19 protein-coding genes and 1 tRNA gene are annotated in these 14744 nt (G+C 65.4%); 7 read left to right on the top strand and 13 right to left on the bottom strand.

The features are described from left to right. Positions 1–28: 28 nt before the first annotated feature. A complete protein-coding gene (locus PPZ50_RS12435) occupies positions 29–226 on the top strand; it encodes a hypothetical protein (protein ID WP_066689162.1) in 198 nt (65 codons plus the stop codon). 10 nt (positions 227–236) lie between these two features. Here PPZ50_RS12435 and PPZ50_RS12430 read toward each other — a convergent pair whose 3' ends face one another. From PPZ50_RS12430 to rplU, 4 genes are all read right to left on the bottom strand, one after another. After that, the gene (locus PPZ50_RS12430; RefSeq protein WP_066689161.1) at positions 237–986 is read right to left on the bottom strand and encodes a hypothetical protein; all 750 of its coding nucleotides are present in this window, start codon (positions 984–986) and stop codon (positions 237–239) included. Between the two features lie 375 nt (positions 987–1361). After that, a complete protein-coding gene (locus PPZ50_RS12425; protein WP_198158505.1) occupies positions 1362–1904 on the bottom strand; it encodes a GNAT family N-acetyltransferase in 543 nt (180 codons plus the stop codon). 426 nt (positions 1905–2330) lie between these two features. Beyond that, positions 2331–2600: a 50S ribosomal protein L27 gene (rpmA, locus tag PPZ50_RS12420; protein WP_055755412.1), complete on the bottom strand. Its 270-nt coding sequence runs from the start codon at positions 2598–2600 to the stop codon at positions 2331–2333. 30 nt (positions 2601–2630) lie between these two features. Continuing rightward, positions 2631–2957, bottom strand: a complete 327-nt coding sequence (gene rplU, locus PPZ50_RS12415) for a 50S ribosomal protein L21 (RefSeq protein ID WP_055785208.1) — start codon at positions 2955–2957, stop codon at positions 2631–2633. Positions 2958–3213: 256 nt separating this feature from the next. On the opposite strand from rplU, the gene PPZ50_RS12410 reads away from it, so the two are divergent. Further along, positions 3214–5787, top strand: a complete 2574-nt coding sequence (locus PPZ50_RS12410) for a TonB-dependent receptor plug domain-containing protein (RefSeq protein WP_066689159.1) — start codon at positions 3214–3216, stop codon at positions 5785–5787. Between the two features lie 45 nt (positions 5788–5832). On the opposite strand, the gene PPZ50_RS12405 is transcribed toward PPZ50_RS12410, so the two are convergent. From PPZ50_RS12405 to PPZ50_RS12365, 9 genes are all read right to left on the bottom strand, one after another. Beyond that, positions 5833–6291 (bottom strand): cupin domain-containing protein, encoded by a 459-nt coding sequence (locus PPZ50_RS12405; RefSeq protein WP_272815309.1) that lies wholly within the window; start codon positions 6289–6291, stop codon positions 5833–5835. Continuing rightward, positions 6288–7391, bottom strand: coding sequence for a Gfo/Idh/MocA family protein (locus PPZ50_RS12400; RefSeq protein WP_066689157.1), 1104 nt, complete (start codon positions 7389–7391; stop codon positions 6288–6290). The genes PPZ50_RS12405 and PPZ50_RS12400 overlap by 4 nt, the downstream gene beginning before the upstream one ends. A 69-nt stretch (positions 7392–7460) precedes the next feature. Then, positions 7461–8567, bottom strand: a complete 1107-nt coding sequence (locus PPZ50_RS12395) for an AI-2E family transporter (RefSeq protein ID WP_066689155.1) — start codon at positions 8565–8567, stop codon at positions 7461–7463. Between the two features lie 126 nt (positions 8568–8693). Then, a complete protein-coding gene (locus PPZ50_RS12390) occupies positions 8694–9113 on the bottom strand; it encodes a MerC domain-containing protein (RefSeq protein WP_066689182.1) in 420 nt (139 codons plus the stop codon). A 169-nt stretch (positions 9114–9282) separates the two neighbouring features. Next, positions 9283–9357 (bottom strand) — tRNA-Glu (locus tag PPZ50_RS12385). 345 nt (positions 9358–9702) lie between these two features. Beyond that, a complete protein-coding gene (gene rplI / locus PPZ50_RS12380; protein ID WP_066689154.1) occupies positions 9703–10296 on the bottom strand; it encodes a 50S ribosomal protein L9 in 594 nt (197 codons plus the stop codon). 12 nt (positions 10297–10308) lie between these two features. Beyond that, a complete protein-coding gene (rpsR, locus tag PPZ50_RS12375) occupies positions 10309–10533 on the bottom strand; it encodes a 30S ribosomal protein S18 (RefSeq protein ID WP_010543816.1) in 225 nt (74 codons plus the stop codon). Between the two features lie 12 nt (positions 10534–10545). Beyond that, positions 10546–10962, bottom strand: coding sequence for a 30S ribosomal protein S6 (rpsF, locus tag PPZ50_RS12370; protein WP_066689152.1), 417 nt, complete (start codon positions 10960–10962; stop codon positions 10546–10548). A 152-nt stretch (positions 10963–11114) separates the two neighbouring features. Next, positions 11115–11492, bottom strand: a complete 378-nt coding sequence (locus tag PPZ50_RS12365; protein ID WP_066689149.1) for an RcnB family protein — start codon at positions 11490–11492, stop codon at positions 11115–11117. A 168-nt stretch (positions 11493–11660) separates the two neighbouring features. On the opposite strand from PPZ50_RS12365, the gene fabD reads away from it, so the two are divergent. From fabD to PPZ50_RS12340, 5 genes are all read left to right on the top strand, one after another. Next, entirely contained in the window at positions 11661–12596 is a 936-nt protein-coding gene (fabD, locus tag PPZ50_RS12360) for an ACP S-malonyltransferase (RefSeq protein WP_066689180.1), read from the top strand. 37 nt (positions 12597–12633) lie between these two features. Then, the gene (locus PPZ50_RS12355) at positions 12634–13059 is read left to right on the top strand and encodes a GxxExxY protein (protein ID WP_066689147.1); all 426 of its coding nucleotides are present in this window, start codon (positions 12634–12636) and stop codon (positions 13057–13059) included. Position 13060: 1 nt separating this feature from the next. Further along, positions 13061–13798 (top strand): 3-oxoacyl-[acyl-carrier-protein] reductase, encoded by a 738-nt coding sequence (gene fabG, locus PPZ50_RS12350; protein WP_066689145.1) that lies wholly within the window; start codon positions 13061–13063, stop codon positions 13796–13798. Beyond that, a complete protein-coding gene (locus PPZ50_RS12345) occupies positions 13795–14304 on the top strand; it encodes a hypothetical protein (protein ID WP_066689143.1) in 510 nt (169 codons plus the stop codon). The genes fabG and PPZ50_RS12345 overlap by 4 nt, the downstream gene beginning before the upstream one ends. 90 nt (positions 14305–14394) lie before the next feature. Then, on the top strand, positions 14395–14631 hold the full coding sequence (locus PPZ50_RS12340; protein WP_055760552.1) for an acyl carrier protein: 237 nt from the start codon (positions 14395–14397) through the stop codon (positions 14629–14631). Positions 14632–14744 lie beyond the last annotated feature (113 nt).

The raw sequence follows: 14744 nt of genomic DNA, 5'->3' as shown, positions 1-14744 counted from the left end.
CGTCGCGGCGCGGGGCAGGACGTTCCCCATGCGAACGGTATCGGAAGACGCCTCGGTCCGGCTCTACCACCTCGACGACGAGGGCGGGGTCGCGACGACGATCCTCTATGGCACGCTGAGCGAAGCGATGGCCGCAGCAGCGCGGGAGCCGGAGGAGATACAGGCGGGCCTGTATCTTCAGACGAGCAGCGACGTGGTCGGCTATCTCGACCTGCTGGAGGGGTGAGCCCCCGGCATCAGTTCACCGACCTGGCTTTGTTCCTATCCACGCTCGCCCGTTGCGTCGGGATCAGCGTATCGACGTCCCGCACGGCAAGGGTCCATCGATACAGGGCATCGGCGACGAACGCCCGGAGCTGGAACGGATCGACGACCAGCTGTTTCTGATAGCCCGTGCATCCCCGCGTGCGTTCGATCAGATGCGCCTGGACCGCTGCGGTCGATTGTTCGACGGGGTTGGTCTGAACCAGCCGGATGGCCAGTTCCGGCTGTTCGCGAACCATGCAGATCGTCGTCCTGAAGAAGCGCAGATCGTTGGGCAGGCGTTTGCTGGCGCGCGCATCCTCGCGCATCAGAAATCGCTGCTGCACGACCGGGTCGGCCAGCTGCTCGCGGGTCAAGGCAAGATTGGGGGCAAAGGCGCGGAGCGTTTCGATGATGAAGGCACCGCGATACAGGATTCCGGGATAGGAAGCGGAATCGGCGCGGACATTGACCTGCCCGACCATGCTGACGCCATGCGCACGAACCGCAGCGCCTTCGCCGCAGGTCGACGTCGTCCAGACCATACGGTCCTGCGCCCGCTCCTGTCGTGGGGTGGCGAATACGCCATCGACGACGTCGCGCAGCTGCGCCAGCCGCCTCGGCCCGCCGCGCGTGGCGCACATCGCCGCACGACGCGACGCGTCCTCGAACAGGGTCGCGGATTCGACATCGAAAATGACTGCGGGTGGCGGCAGGATCGTCGTCTGCGGGTTTTGCGGCATCGACAGCCGGCCGCTGACGACGATGTCGGGGTTTGTGGAGGGAGGACTTTCCTGCGCAGTTGCTGGAAACGCGAAGACGAGGCTCGGTAACAGCGCGGGCAAGAAGCGTCTCATACGTCACCTCCCAATTTTGCGACCGACACTATGCGGTACGTCCGTGCGGTGCGCAATGACGATGGTGCATAGATGCCGGCCGCCAGGCTGTCTTACTGATAGCCGCCTTCTTCTTCGCGTTCCTCGGCGGCTTCTTCCTGGACCTCTTCCATTTCTTCCTGTTCGTTCGGCGTTTCGGGATCGATCATCGGGGCGTCCTCTCGTACGGCAGCAGCGCCGTCCGGCTTCAACCAGCCGGACCGGCGTTGCGTTCCGTTGCGATCAGGCGGCAAGCCGCCAGTCGCGCCGCCGTTGCGACAGGTCGATCGCATAGTCGACCGTCTCGACCTCCGCGCCGCGCCCGCGCGAATGGATCATGCTGCGCGTGCCGGTCGGGGCAAAGCCTAGTCGCCGCAGCACCGCGCCCGATGCGGGGTTGTCGACATAATGGCCGGCCTCGACCCGGCCGATGCCCAGCGTCGCGGCAATGTCGAGCGCCGCGCGCCCCGCCTCGGTCGCATAGCCGCGGCCCCATGCCGATGGCGTGATCCAATAGCCGAGCATGTGCGGGACGTCGCCGAGCGGACCGATGCCGATCCCGCCGATCAGGTCGCAGCGTCCCCTATCATGGGCAAAGATCAGGAAGGTCGGGCCGGCGTTACCCTGCCATCCGGCGACGAACGCCTCGGCGTCGCTCAGCGTGTACGGCCACGGCGCGCGCGACAGGTTGCGCACGACGGCCTCGTGCCCCATCGCGGCGTGCAGGGCCGGGACGTCCTCGGTCCAGCCGGGGCGCAGGGTCAGGCGTTCGGTACGGGCGAACATCAGCGTCTCTCCAATACGCCGCGCCTCCGCTAGAGCGGGTTGTGACCATATCGAGGCGTCGTGATTGCCCTGTCGTGTTCGTCCGGCAAGGAGCGGGGCGCAGCAGGTAGCGGCGCTACCTGCAAGCCTCGCGACGCAACCGGCGGGCACGACAGTGTAACCGCCCTGCGGCGGGCCGATCTTGGCTCAGGGCGGCGTCGCTCGTCGGTCACGATGCATCAGCATCGCTCCGCTCCTCGCTTCTTGCCCTGAACCAAAATCGGCTCCGTCACGACGCCTCGATAGGGCCACAACCCGCTCCGAGAAGCGGGCAGGGGCCGGAGAGAGCAATAAAAAAGGGAGCCGGGGTGACCCGCCTCCCTCTTGTTGGCTGGTTCCGTCGCCGGAACCCGGGTCACCCTGGTGGGCGACCCGTGTGGTAGCCCGTTATTCTGCGGCCTGCGCCTGCATCTCGACATACGCGAACTTGCGGCCGAGCTTGCCTTCCTTGAACGCCACGCGGCCGTCGACCAGGGCGAACAGGGTATGGTCCTTGCCCATGCCGACGTTCACGCCCGGGTAGAACTTGGTGCCGCGCTGACGCACGATAATGTTGCCCGCGACCACTTCCTGGCCACCGAACTTCTTCACGCCAAGGCGACGGCCGGCCGAATCACGACCGTTGCGCGACGAACCGCCTGCTTTTTTATGTGCCATGGTTCAAACTCCTCGTATTCGCTCAGGCGCTTATGCGGCGGCGCTGTCGTCAGCGCGCTTGTCGCCGATCGCGGTGATCTTCAGGATGGTGTGCTGCTGGCGATGACCGTTCTTGCGACGGTAGTTGTGCCGGCGGCGCTTCTTGAAGACGATGACCTTCTCGCCCTTCGCCTGCGCGATGATTTCCGCCGAAACCGTCAGCCCTTCGACCGACTTCAGTTCCGAACCTTCGCCAGCAAGGAGCACGTCACCGAGCGTCACGTTGCTGCCAGCTTCGCCGTCGAGCTTCTCGACGACGATCTTGTCTCCTGCGGCAACGCGATACTGCTTGCCGCCCGTGCGCACGATTGCGAACATGGCCCTTGCTTCTTTCCCAAATGCAATATGTCCGCGTGGAGATACCCCACGCGGCAAGTGGATCGTGACTAGGCAAGCCGATCCGCGCTGTCAATGGCGAAGGCGCGATTCGAGCCCAAAAGCGATGTTGCAGCGCCGCAACGGTGGCGTGACAATCGTGTGACCGGACACCCTGCCGCCTTGCGCCAGAATATTACGTGCGAGAGGTTCAGGGGGCAACGGTCGGGGCAATGGTCCCGGCCTGGGGGAGATTTTCATGCGTAAAGCCGTTTTCAGCGCCCTGTTCCTGTCGAGTGCGCTGGTCGCCATTCCCGCCTTCGCACAGGTCGCCGACGCACCGCCGCCTGCCGACCAGGTGCCGGCGGGCGAGGAGATCCTGGTGGTCGGCACGCGTGCGCAGGGCCGCACCGTGGCCGAAAGCCCGGTGCCGGTCGACGTCATCACCGGCGATGCGCTGGTCAATGCCGGCTATACCGAAACCAACAAGCTGCTGAACCAGCTGGTCCCGTCGTTCAACTTTCCGCAGCCCTCGATCACCGACGGCACCGACGTCGTGCGGCCCGCGACGCTGCGCGGTCTGTCGCCCGACCAGACGCTGGTGCTGGTCAACGGCAAGCGGCGCCACACCACCTCGCTGCTCAACGCCAACGGCTCGGTCGGGCGCGGTTCGTCGGCGGTCGACCTCAACACGATTCCCAGCCTCGCGATCGAGCGGATCGACGTGCTGCGTGATGGTGCCTCTTCGCAATATGGTTCCGATGCGATCGCCGGCGTCATCAACGTCCAGCTCAAGCGCCGCGAAGGTGGCCGCGCGACGATGACCTATGGCAAATATATCTCGTCGATGGAGGGTGTTGGCGAGGTTTCGGGCATCGCGCGCCAGGCGAACGGCCAGCCGCAGGTCCGCGCCGACGGCACCTATGTGCTGGAGGAAACCGGGCGCGATCGTGAGGTCCGCGATGGCCGCACTGTCACCTTCGCCGCCAATATGGGCCTTCCGATGGGGGAAACCGCCTATCTGAACCTGACCGGTGAATATCGCGACCGCAACCCGACCGACCGCGCCGGCTACGACCCGCGCCGGCTCTATCCCCTGCTCGGCAACGGCAATGTCGACCCGCGCGAATTCACCGCCAACCGCGTCAATCACCGCTACGGCGATGCGAAGACGACGGACTTCAACTTCTTCCTGAACGGCGGTGTGGACATCGGCGCCACGTCCGAACTCTATATTTTCGGCAGCTACGGCGTGCGTGACGGCGAAAGCGCCGCCTTTTTCCGTCGGGCTTCGGGTCGCGACACCATTGGCAACATCCAGGACCTGCGCAACTGCACCTTCACCGGCACGGTCTGCACGCCTTATTACGCCGATGGCTTCCTGCCGCTCATCACCAGCCAGATGGAGGATTTCTCCGGCGCGCTGGGCGTGAAGGGCGAAGTGGCCGGGTTCAAATACGACCTGTCCTATGTCTACGGCACCAACAGCTTCGATTTCCGGATCGAGAACAGCTACAACGCGTCGTTCGGCCCGCAATCGCAGCGGGCGTTCAACGCGGGCGGTACGCGGTTTGGGCAGCAGACCGTCAACCTCGACCTGCAGCGTGAGCTGAGCGTCGGCTTCCTGTCGTCGCTATCGCTGGCGCTGGGTGGCGAATATCGCAACGAGAATTACAAGATCGTCGCCGGCGAATTGCAAAGCTATGCCGCCGGACCGTTCGCGTTCAGCAACGGTGCCGCTGCCGGATCGCAGGGCTTCCCCGGCTTCTCGCCCAACAGCCGCGTCGATGCGTCGCGCGACAGTTTCGCGGGCTATGCCGAACTGGACGCGAAGGTCAGCGATGCGTTCAACGTGGTCGCCGCCGGCCGCTACGAACATTACAGCGATTTCGGCGATACGGTGAACGGCAAGCTCGCTGCGCGCTTCGCGCCGGTCGAATGGGCGGCGCTCCGCGGCTCGATATCGACCGGGTTCCGTGCGCCGAGCCTCGCGCAGCAGTTCTTCTCGTCCTTCGCCACGCAGAATATCGGCGGGACACTGGTCGAGATCGGCACCTTCCGCGTCGGCGATCCGGTCGCGCGTGCGCTGGGTTCGCGTCAGCTCGAGGCGGAAAAGTCGCTGAATATCGGCGGTGGCCTGACGCTCACCCCGCTGCGCGGGCTGACGCTGACCGCCGACTATTACAACATCAAGATCAACGATCGCATCATCCTGTCCGAAAACCTGCAGGGCACGGCGGTCGTCGCCGTGCTGCGCGCGGCGGGCATTCAGGACATCACCTCGGCGCGCTTCTTCATCAACGGCATCGACACCCGGACCCAGGGCGTCGAGGTGGTCGGCACCTATCGCGTGCCGGACCTGGGTATCGGCAGCGTCACGCTGACCGCCGGCTATAACTATAACCAGACCGACATCACCGATCGGTCGACGCTGTCGGCGATCCCGGGTGTTACCCTGTTCGGGCGGCAGGAATCGCTGCGCCTGACCGAGGGGCAGCCGCGGTCGAAGGTCAATCTGGGCCTCGACTGGTCGCAGGGCATCTTCGGGATCACGGCGCGCACGAACCGCTTCGGCAACACGCTGTCGCCGGGTGGCGCGGCGATCACCGATGTCGAGCTGGAACCGAAGTGGCTAACCGATCTCGAACTCCGCGCGACGCCGGGGCAGTTCGAGCTGGCGATCGGCGCGAACAACCTGTTCGACGTCTATCCGACGCGCAACCCGATCCTTGGCGCGACGGCTATCAACAACTACTTCATTCCCTATTCGAGCTTCTCGCCGTTCGGCTTCAACGGGCGCTATCTGTACGCCCGCGCCGGCGTGAAGTTCTGACGAGGGGCGGGCGGGCAGGGGCATCGCGCGCCTGCCCGTCGCCTACTATTTCGCCGGGATCTTGGTCCCCAGCAGGACCAGCCGGTCACCGGTAATCCCGAACCAGTGGGGAACGCCCGCCGGGATCAACAGGACGTCGCCCGGTTTCAGCGGCCGGTCGAGCGGATCGACGATCCGGTCGCCCTCGATCAGACCGGGCTGCGTCTGCTTCCCGCCCTCCATCGACTTGCCGGTCCTGAGGGTGCCGGCGCCAGCGATGACGATGGCATATTCCGCCTGATCGGGATACACCGCCGGTCGGCCCGGCGCCTTCCAATATTCCAGCGCCGCGACCCGTTCCCCGTCGCGGACCACCGGTTCCCACGCAAAGCCCTGGCCGGGCTTCATCGCCTTGCCCATTGCTTCCACGCGGGCGGCGATGTCATTGCCGCTCGCGAAGTCCTGGCCCGTAGTCGGCGCAGCCAAGAGCAGGGCAAGCGGCGCGAGGCGTAGCGCGATGCTCATGCCCGGCCGTCCAGCCGGATGGTGCGGTTTTCGCGTGCCGATCGGTAGATGGCCTCGATGATCCGCATGTCGCGCAATCCTTCCTCACCGGAGACGATCGGGGTCCGACCCGTCGCGACACATTGGGCCAGATGGTCGAGTTGCCCGGCGAATTGCGTCTTTGCCGGGCCGGGCGGCGGCGTGACTTCGCGCTCGCGGCCGTTGCCGACCCACATCCGTTGCCCCGCATAGCCGGTCGCGGGCTCCAGCTCGATCCGGCCCTTGTCGCCCATCAGCAGGATGTGATTGTGGTTGGCGCTGTAGGAGGATTGGCAGCTGCCGATCGCGCCGGAGGGAAATTCCAGCGTCCAGTCGATCATGTCCTCCACATCGGTAAAGCGCGGGTCGCGGCGGTCGGTCGACTCCCGCGCGGTAACCGCCACCGGCTCCTCGCCGGTCATGTAGCGTGCCGCCTGCAGGCTGTAGACGCCCATGTCCATCAGCGACCCGCCGCCCGACAGGGCGCGCTTCAGCCGCCACATCGTCGGGTCGCTTGCCGTGAAGCCGTGTTCCGACCGAATATAACGGATCTTGCCCGCGGCACCGCTCTTCGCCAGTCGCATCGCTTCGAGATTGTACGGCTCGAAATGACAACGATAACCGATCATCAGCTTGCGATCGGCCTTGCGACAGGCGGCGATCATCGCCTCGCATTCGGCGACCGATACCGCCATCGGCTTTTCGCACAGCACATGCTTGCCGGCCTGTGCGGCGCGAATGGTGTATTCGGCATGCATCGCATTGGGCAGGCAGACATACACGATGTCGACCGCCGGATTGTCGCGAATGCGGTCGAAATCGCGGTAGTTGTAGATCGATCCGGCGGGAAGATTGTGCTCGGCGGCGACCTTCTCCGCCTTGGCCCGGTCGCCGCTGACGACCGCCGCCAGCCGGCTGTGTCGGCAGTTGGCGAATTCGGGGATGATCCGGCCCAGGCCGTAATTGCCGAGCCCGACGATGGCATAGCCGAGCGGCCGGTCGCCGGCGGCAAATCCCCGTGTACTCGATGCCAGCGACAGCGCGGCCGCGCTGAGGATCAGATCGCGGCGGGCAAGTTCCATCTCGGCATCTCCAGCGGTTATGCGGGTACGATGGCGCCGGAGCTAGAAGCGAACAAGCTATTTGTCGGATTATACTGTATCGTCGGTAGCGGCGATTTGGGCTGCCGGATCGGTATCGGCGCGCATCCGCCGCTGTTCGGTCAACACCTGCCACCCGGTCAGGAACAGCGCGCCCGCGACCGGTCCGACGACGATCCCGCTCAACCCCATCAGGTCGATCCCGCCCAGCGTCGTCACCAGCACCAGCCAGTCGGGCAGGCCGGTATCGCGCCCGACCAGCACCGGGCGCAGGATATTGTCGGCAAGACCGATGACGAGCACGCCCGACAGGATCACGACGACCCCCTGCCAGATCGCGCCTGTCGCAAGCAGATAGATGGCGACCGGAGTCCAGATCAGCGCCGGCCCGACGGCGGGCAACAGCGCGACGATCGCCATCACCACGCCCCAGAGCAAGGCGGCCGGCAGACCGACGATCCAGAAGGTGATGGCGCCCAGCGCACCCTGCACGAGGGCGACCACGCCGGACCCCTTGATCGTCGCGCGCACGACGGCGACGAACTTGTCGGCCAGCCGCTGCGCCACGCCGGGTTCGAGCGGCAGCGCGCGGACGACGGCAGGGCCGATCCGCTCGCCATCGCGGAGCAGGAAGTAGGTGACGTACAGGCCGACGCCGAAGGCCAGCAGGAACGCCGCGGCGTTCGCGCCGATCGACAGCGCGCTGCGGGCGAGGACGCTGGCGCTGGCGCTGGCGGCCTGCGAAATCTTCAGCTGGGCGCGTTCGAAGCTGCCGAAGCCGGCGCTGTCGATCGCCCGGCGGATTCGTTCGGGCAGGGCGCCATGGACCTGTTCGAAATAGGTCGCGAAGTTGATCTGTCCTGTGCGCAGCTGGCCGTACACGCCCGCTGCCTGATCGATGACCATGCTGACGATGATCATCGCCGGAATGACGACCGCGACCGTGATGATCAGCAGCGTCAGCGCGGCGGCAAGGTTGCGCTGTCCCGGCCGCCAGCGCAGCAGACGCTGAAACAGGGGCTGGAAGAGCAAAGCCGCCAACGCTGCCCATAGCAACGCGCCGATGAAGCTGGAGACGACCAGCGTCAGCGCGACGGTGATCAATGCCAGAAACAGGATGAACCCGCCGGATTCGACGCGTTGACGGACGATTGCCATGCAGGACAGCCTCGGTTTCGTTCAATGCCGGCCGGTCGCCGGGCAGTTTCGTTGCGGGGGCGGAACGCCTCGCCGGCTTCTATGCTCCCTCGGCCGTCGTCGAAAGGGCGAAAACCAGGTGTTCGATTATCGTGTCACCTCCGAACAGCGGGGGCGCGTTCGCCAGTTGGCGACGTGGGCGATGGCCAGAGTGACCGCACCGATCGACGTCACCGCCCTCTCCGCCAGTTCGCTATCGATCGCAAACGCCCCGATCCCCAGCAACGTCAGGCCGAGTGCGGCCACAAGAACCGGCGCTCGGCGGCCGTGGCGAACGACGCCGGACCACATGGCGAGGATGCTGGTCGGCACGGCGATGGCGAAGGCTGCGGCGTGGAAGGATTCCGGAACAGCTAGCATCGTGGCCAGCACGGGCAAGGCGATCAACAGGGTCGGCAGCAAGAGGCAGTGGATCAGGCAGAGCAGCGAGGCTGTGACGGCGAACCCGTCGAGCAGCTTCTGTCTGTGCGGGGCGGAGCGGGGGAGGGTAGGGGAATGGCCGGGCATGGATCGGATCAACCTAATGAGAATGATACAACATATCATTCCCGTCCTGACGGATCGCAAGGGTGCCGCGAAAATATCACTTCGGCACATGCTCTGCAGAAGAGCCGGCCCGTTACTGTTGGAAAGCCCGCCATGATCCCTGCAGCGTGCGCTTCAATCGCGCTGTCGCTGGTGACCCCTACGAGAATCGAACTCGTGTTTTCGCCGTGAGAGGGCGACGTCCTAACCGCTAGACGAAGGGGCCGTTTGCGGGAGGGGCGCTCCTACGCTCCCTTCGACATGGCGTCAAGTTGCCAAAGGTGTCGCGAAATGCGTAATCGACGGTCAGGAAAGTTTCGTTTCGATACGTATACCGTTCAGGAAAGCGAAACCTTTTGATTTCCCATGCTTTGAACCCGGTGAACCATTCATCGCAGGGCAAGCATCATGGCCAAGGCCGTTCCCGTCATCCTCTCGTTGATCCCCCTCGCTGCCGTGATCGGTGCTTGCGTGGCGTGCCCCTGACCCACACACATGTTGCCACATCGCCAACCAAAAAAGGCCGCCGGATCGCTCCGGCGGCCTTTCCTGTTGGTCGTAGCGGCGGGGATCAGCCCTGCGCTTCTTCCGTGTTCGCGTCGTCGCGGGCGATTTCGCCCGGCTCGGCGTTGGGATCGTAATCCTCGGTGAAGCCGGCATCGTCACGCTCGAACATCGAGGCCATGACGTCGACGCCCTGCGCCTGCATCTCGGCTTCTTCCGGCGAGCGGGCGACGTTCACCTTGACGGTGACCGACACTTCCGGGTGGAGCGCGATCTTCACGTCGTGCAGGCCGATCGCCTTGATCGGACGGTCGAGGGCGACCTGCGACTTGTCGACCTTATGGCCGTCGGCGACCAGCGCGTCGACCAGATCGCGAACCGCGACCGAACCGTAGAGCTGACCGGTGTTCGACGACTGACGGATCAGCGTGACCGAAACGCCTTCCAGCGTCTTGGCTTCGGCTTCGGCGTCGGTGCGACGGGCGGCGTTCTCTGCGACGATCCGCTCGCGGTTCGCCTCGAACACCTTCTTGTTGGCTTCGTTGGCGCGCAGCGCCTTCTTGCGCGGCAGGAGGAAGTTACGGGCGAAGCCGTCCTTTACCTTCACCACGTCGCCGATGGCGCCGAGCTTCTCGACGCGTTCCAGCAGAATGACGTCCATGTTGGGCGCTCCTTACTTAACGATGTAGGGCAGCAGGCCCAGATGGCGGGCGCGCTTGATGGCCTGGGCCAGTTCGCGCTGCTTCTTGGCGCTCACCGAGGTGATGCGCGACGGGACGATCTTGCCGCGTTCGGACACGAAGCCCTGCAGCAGACGAACATCCTTGTAGTCGATCCGGGGAGCGTCCTTCGCGGAGAAGGGGCAGCTCTTGCGGCGGCGGAAAAACGGACGTGCCATGGGTGCTGCTCCTTACGCTTCGACTTCGGCCGACGGCTCGCGCTCACGGCGCGGACCACGGTCGTCACGATCACGGCCGCCACGACGGTCGCCACGCTCCGAACGCTCGCTCTTGCGCATCATCACGGTCGGACCTTCTTCATGGGCGTCAACCTTGACGGTCATGAAGCGGATCACGTCTTCGTTGATCTGCGTCTGGCGCTCCAGCTCGGCCACGACGTCGCCCGGCGCGTCGATTTCGAGCATGACGTAATGCGCCTTGCGGTTCTTCGCGATGCGATAGGCGAGGCTGCGCAGGCCCCAGGTCTCGGTCTTCACGACCTTGCCGTTCATGTCCTGAACGATCTTCGTGGCGGTTTCCGCCAGCGCGTCCACCTGCGCCTGTGCCAGATCCTGGCGCGCAAGGAACACGTGCTCGTAGAGAGCCATGTGTCTTTCTCGTCTGTTGGCCGATCGCTGACGCCGCGACCATCGCGAACGCCCCTCCGGCTGTCGTCTTCAAATGCAGTCCGGGGCGACAGGCACTGGTCCCGTCACCCCGGATGCGCATCCCCTTACCCGAATCGGGCGGAAAGGCAAGGTCAGTTGAGGAGCGCGCCGCCGACCACCGCGCCGATCAGCCCGCTGGCGATCGCGATCAGAACTGCGTCGTTGCCCGACTGCACCCACTGATAACCGCGGGGCGGCGCATAGACGCCGCGCTGCCGATAGGCGCGATAGTCGATCTGGCGATAGTTGGGCGCCCGGTTGCGGTCGAACCGCTGGCCGCGCTGCCAGTTCGTATAGCGGGCCGGCTGCTGGCGAACGACGGTCCGGCGGACATTCTGGCCATGGCGGTTCTTTTCGACGACCACGGTCCGGCCGGGGCGTTCCTTGATGACGGTGCGGCTCTGCGCCGATGCGGCCATCGGGGTGGCGAGCAACGATGCGGTCATCGCGGCGAGGATCAGCTTCTTCATCTCACGTCTCCATTGGATTTGCTGTTGGAGCCAAGATGGCGATGCCCTGTAACCGGCGTTTGTCAGCAAAGCCGCGAAATGGTCGCAGTCCGTCGCAACACGCCCCCTTGCGTTCAGCTTGGCCGAAGGACTAGGCCGCGCGGCTTGGATTTGCAGGAGACGTCGGCGATGCGCGCATTCATCTTTCCGGGGCAGGGGAGCCAGTCGGTCGGCATGGGTGCCGCGCTTGCCGCGGCCAGCCCCCACGCCCGCGAAGTGTTCCAGGAAGTCGACGAGGCGCTGGGGCAGCATCTCTTTCGCCTGATGACCGAGGGTCCCGATGCCGACCTGCTGCTGACCGAAAATGCCCAGCCGGCGATCATGGCGAACGCCATCGCGACGTTGCGCGTGCTGGAGCGGGAGGGCGGCATCCGCCTGGCCGACAAGGCCGATTTCGTGGCGGGGCATTCGCTGGGCGAATATACCGCGCTATGTGCCGCCGGTGCGCTGAACCTGTCGACCACCGCGCGGCTGCTGAAGCTGCGCGGGCAGGCGATGCAGGCGGCGGTGCCGGTGGGCGAGGGGGCGATGGCCGCGCTTCTCGGCGCCGATCTGGCCAAGGCGCAGGCGTTGGCAGAGGCGGCGGCCGAGGGTGAAGTCTGCACCGTGGCCAACGACAACGATCCGTCGCAGGTCGTGATCTCGGGCGCGAAGGCGGCGATCGAACGCGCCGTGCCGCTCGCCAAGGACATGGGGATCAAGCGGGCGGTGGTGCTGCCCGTGTCGGCGCCGTTCCATTGCCCGATGATGCAGCCCGCTGCCGATGCGATGGCGGCGGCGCTGGCCGATGTCGCGCTGTCGGCGCCGGTCGTGCCGGTCTATGCCAACGTCACCGCCGCTCCGGTCGCCGATCCGGAGACGATCCGCACGCTGCTGGTCGAGCAGGTGACCGGCATGGTTCGCTGGCGGGAATCGGTGCTGGCGATGCAGGATGCTGGGGTCGGCGACTTCGTCGAACTGGGCGGCAAGGTGCTCGGCGCGATGGTCAAGCGCATCGCGCCGGATGCGACGGCGACCAGCGTGGTGACGATGGCCGATATCGAAGCGCTGGTGGGGCGGTTGTAAATCGGTTCACGCGGAGGCGCGGAGACGCGGAGGAAGTATGGACCTGGAAGCAATCTCCGGTGATGTTGTCGACGTTGCGCTGCGACTGCACCGGGAATTGGGTCCGGGCCTTCTGGAAAGCGTTTACGAGATGCTGTTGGCCGGGCGGCTTGAACAAATGGGGCATTCCGTTGTGCGTCAGCAGCCGATCGACGTCGTGTTTGACGGACAATGCTTCCGCGCGGCTTTCAAGATCGATTTGCTCGTCGCCGGGCGCTTGTTAGTGGAGGTCAAATCGGTGGACCGGCTGGCACCGGTTCATGGCAAACAGCTTCTGACCTATTTGCGACTGACGAAACAGCCCGTAGGGCTGCTCATCAATTTTGGCGGCGAAACGCTCAAGGAGGGGCTACGCCGGATCGTCAACGACTACCGCCCCTCCGCGTCTCCGCGCCTCCGCGTGAACCAATCTTCCGGAGAATGAAATGTTCGACCTAACGGGAATGACCGCCCTTGTGACCGGTGCCAGCGGTGGCCTCGGCTCGGCGATTGCCAAGGGCCTTGCCGCGCAGGGTGCGCGCCTTGCCTTGTCCGGCTCCAATGCTGCCAAGCTGGAGGCGTTCGCCGCCGAACTGGGCGGGGATCATGTGCCGCTGGTGTGCGACCTGTCCGATGGCGCGGCGGTCGATGGGCTGGTGCCGCAGGCGGTGGCGGCGCTCGGGAAGCTCGATATCCTCGTCAACAATGCCGGGGTCACGCGCGACAACCTCGCCATGCGCATGAAGGATGACGAATGGGACCAGGTGATCCGCGTCAACCTCGAAGCCGCGTTCCGGCTGTGCCGTGCCGCCGCCAAGCCGATGATGAAGGCCCGTTTCGGCCGGATCGTCTCGATCACCTCGGTCGTCGGGCAGACCGGCAATCCGGGGCAGGCCAATTATGCTGCGTCGAAGGCGGGACTGGTCGGCATGTCGAAGGCGCTGGCCGCAGAACTCGCCAGCCGCGGCATCACCGTCAACTGCGTCGCGCCCGGTTTCATGTCTTCGGCGATGACCGACGTGCTGCCCGAAGCGCAGAAAACCGCCCTGCTGGGCAAGATTCCGGCCGGGGCGTTGGGCACGGGCGATGACGTCGCCGCTGCGGTCGCCTATCTGGTCAGCCGCGACGCCGGTTACGTGACCGGCCAGACGATCCATGTGAACGGCGGGATGGCGATGGTATGAGCGTGATGCTGATGGCGGCGATGCTGGCCGCGGGCGATGCCAATGTCGTCAAATGCGCGGTCGCCAAGCTGCCCAAGGGCGACCTGGCGAAGATGCAGCAGGGCATGATCGTCGGCGTGCTGGAAGGCAAGAAGCCGACGCCGGCAACGGACGCGCTGGTGAAGGCGACCCGTCGCCATGCCGCGACCTGCCAGCCCGGCACCGGCAAGGCGGACGCGCGCGCGGGTGATATCGTCGTCACCAGCATCGCCGTCGAGGCGCTGGCGTCCGGGCTTTCGGCCAAGGGCGTCGATCCGGTGGCGGTCAACCGCCGCCTGAGCCAGACGCCGCCTGCCGTCCTGAACGCCTTTCTGGCGCGCAAGCAGACGGCCGAGGTCGACGCCTTCATGGAAGGCATGATGAACCTTGCCGGGGCGAAAAAGGCGGATACGCGTGTCCAGCGGCTGATGGGCGGGTACGCCTTCAACGCCGCGACGCTGGCCCGGTTGTTCGCTGCCAAGGGGTAATGCGTCCGCACCGGCGCTCTTGCGCGCGGGCCGGACGCGCTTTAGGGGCGTTCAGGTAAGAAACACCCCGAATGTGAAGAGGGAATGAATATGAGCGAGACCGCCGAACGCGTTAAGAAGATCGTCGTCGAGCATCTCGGCGTCGAAGCGGAAAAGGTTACCGAAGACGCGAGCTTCATCGACGATCTGGGCGCGGACAGCCTCGACATCGTCGAGCTGGTAATGGCGTTCGAGGAAGAATTCGGCGTCGAGATCCCCGACGATGCCGCCGAGAAGATCACGACCGTCAAGGACGCGATCACCTATATCGACGAGCACAAGGGCTGATCCGGCCGGGGCGGCCCCGCCGCCCTGCCGATTGCCATGATTTCACGGCCCCCCGTCCCGGCGAAAAGCCATGGGCGGGGGGTCGTTCGTTACGTATCTGAACGGAGAGAATG

The sequence above is a fragment of the Sphingomonas hankookensis genome (genome assembly GCF_028551275.1).
Lineage (GTDB): Bacteria > Pseudomonadota > Alphaproteobacteria > Sphingomonadales > Sphingomonadaceae > Sphingomonas > Sphingomonas hankookensis_A.
The sequence above is the reverse complement of the archived record's forward strand: the minus strand, read 5'-3'. Positions and strand labels throughout refer to the sequence as shown.

Bases quoted from the DNA above. Each gene is read 5' to 3' on its own strand.
- PPZ50_RS12435 (WP_066689162.1), top strand. From the start codon at position 29: ATGCGAACGGTATCGGAAGACGCCTCGGTCCGGCTCTACCACCTCGAC.
- PPZ50_RS12430 (WP_066689161.1), bottom strand. From the start codon at position 986: ATGCCGCAAAACCCGCAGACGACGATCCTGCCGCCACCCGCAGTCATT.
- PPZ50_RS12425 (WP_198158505.1), bottom strand. From the start codon at position 1,904: ATGTTCGCCCGTACCGAACGCCTGACCCTGCGCCCCGGCTGGACCGAG.
- rpmA (WP_055755412.1), bottom strand. From the start codon at position 2,600: ATGGCACATAAAAAAGCAGGCGGTTCGTCGCGCAACGGTCGTGATTCG.
- rplU (WP_055785208.1), bottom strand. From the start codon at position 2,957: ATGTTCGCAATCGTGCGCACGGGCGGCAAGCAGTATCGCGTTGCCGCA.
- PPZ50_RS12410 (WP_066689159.1), top strand. From the start codon at position 3,214: ATGCGTAAAGCCGTTTTCAGCGCCCTGTTCCTGTCGAGTGCGCTGGTC.
- PPZ50_RS12405 (WP_272815309.1), bottom strand. From the start codon at position 6,291: ATGAGCATCGCGCTACGCCTCGCGCCGCTTGCCCTGCTCTTGGCTGCG.
- PPZ50_RS12400 (WP_066689157.1), bottom strand. From the start codon at position 7,391: ATGGAACTTGCCCGCCGCGATCTGATCCTCAGCGCGGCCGCGCTGTCG.
- PPZ50_RS12395 (WP_066689155.1), bottom strand. From the start codon at position 8,567: ATGGCAATCGTCCGTCAACGCGTCGAATCCGGCGGGTTCATCCTGTTT.
- PPZ50_RS12390 (WP_066689182.1), bottom strand. From the start codon at position 9,113: ATGCCCGGCCATTCCCCTACCCTCCCCCGCTCCGCCCCGCACAGACAG.
- rplI (WP_066689154.1), bottom strand. From the start codon at position 10,296: ATGGACGTCATTCTGCTGGAACGCGTCGAGAAGCTCGGCGCCATCGGC.
- rpsR (WP_010543816.1), bottom strand. From the start codon at position 10,533: ATGGCACGTCCGTTTTTCCGCCGCCGCAAGAGCTGCCCCTTCTCCGCG.
- rpsF (WP_066689152.1), bottom strand. From the start codon at position 10,962: ATGGCTCTCTACGAGCACGTGTTCCTTGCGCGCCAGGATCTGGCACAG.
- PPZ50_RS12365 (WP_066689149.1), bottom strand. From the start codon at position 11,492: ATGAAGAAGCTGATCCTCGCCGCGATGACCGCATCGTTGCTCGCCACC.
- fabD (WP_066689180.1), top strand. From the start codon at position 11,661: ATGCGCGCATTCATCTTTCCGGGGCAGGGGAGCCAGTCGGTCGGCATG.
- PPZ50_RS12355 (WP_066689147.1), top strand. From the start codon at position 12,634: ATGGACCTGGAAGCAATCTCCGGTGATGTTGTCGACGTTGCGCTGCGA.
- fabG (WP_066689145.1), top strand. From the start codon at position 13,061: ATGTTCGACCTAACGGGAATGACCGCCCTTGTGACCGGTGCCAGCGGT.
- PPZ50_RS12345 (WP_066689143.1), top strand. From the start codon at position 13,795: ATGAGCGTGATGCTGATGGCGGCGATGCTGGCCGCGGGCGATGCCAAT.
- PPZ50_RS12340 (WP_055760552.1), top strand. From the start codon at position 14,395: ATGAGCGAGACCGCCGAACGCGTTAAGAAGATCGTCGTCGAGCATCTC.